This window comes from Thermococcus sp. ES12, from assembly GCF_012027515.1.
GTDB lineage: Archaea > Methanobacteriota_B > Thermococci > Thermococcales > Thermococcaceae > Thermococcus > Thermococcus barossii.
This window is the reverse complement of the sequence record NZ_SNUP01000114.1, coordinates 1-406: the sequence shown is the minus strand read 5'-3', so window position 1 is coordinate 406 and position 406 is coordinate 1. Positions and strand designations below refer to the sequence as shown.

General features: G+C 31.5%; 1 protein-coding gene. It reads left to right on the top strand.

Annotated features, from left to right (window positions below; translation table 11 throughout):
- The coding region (locus tag E3E37_RS11310) for a hypothetical protein (RefSeq protein ID WP_167717450.1) at nt 1-320 on the top strand (320 nt) is incomplete at its 5' end.
- Between the last annotated feature and the right edge of the window lie 86 nt (nt 321-406).

Sequence of the window (406 nt, the reverse complement as noted above, 5' to 3'; positions counted from 1 at the left end):
CTATCATGCCTTTAAACTTTGCCAAAGAATTACTAAAGAACAAAGAGTTATTTAAGCACATGCCAAAGAGTGAGAAAAACATCAAATTCCTTAAAGACGCTTCAAAGAATAAAGTTGGAGCTTCAAATATCCGTGATTGGTTCTTAAACAAAGCATTATACCAACTTGAAGGCAATAGGACTAATATTAACTTTATCCAAAGTAGACAAGATGAAAAAGGAAGTTGGCAAAACTATTCAGCAATAAGAGAAGCATTAAAAGGAGCGGTAAAGGAATACAAAAAACTAATGGAAAAAGGCATGTTTGATTTTTTAAGTTAATGCTTTTTCTTTTGTTTTCTCTTATTTGCCGAGCATTTCTTTTTTATCACATCCCAAAGTTCTGGATTTTTGGATAATCTAATACC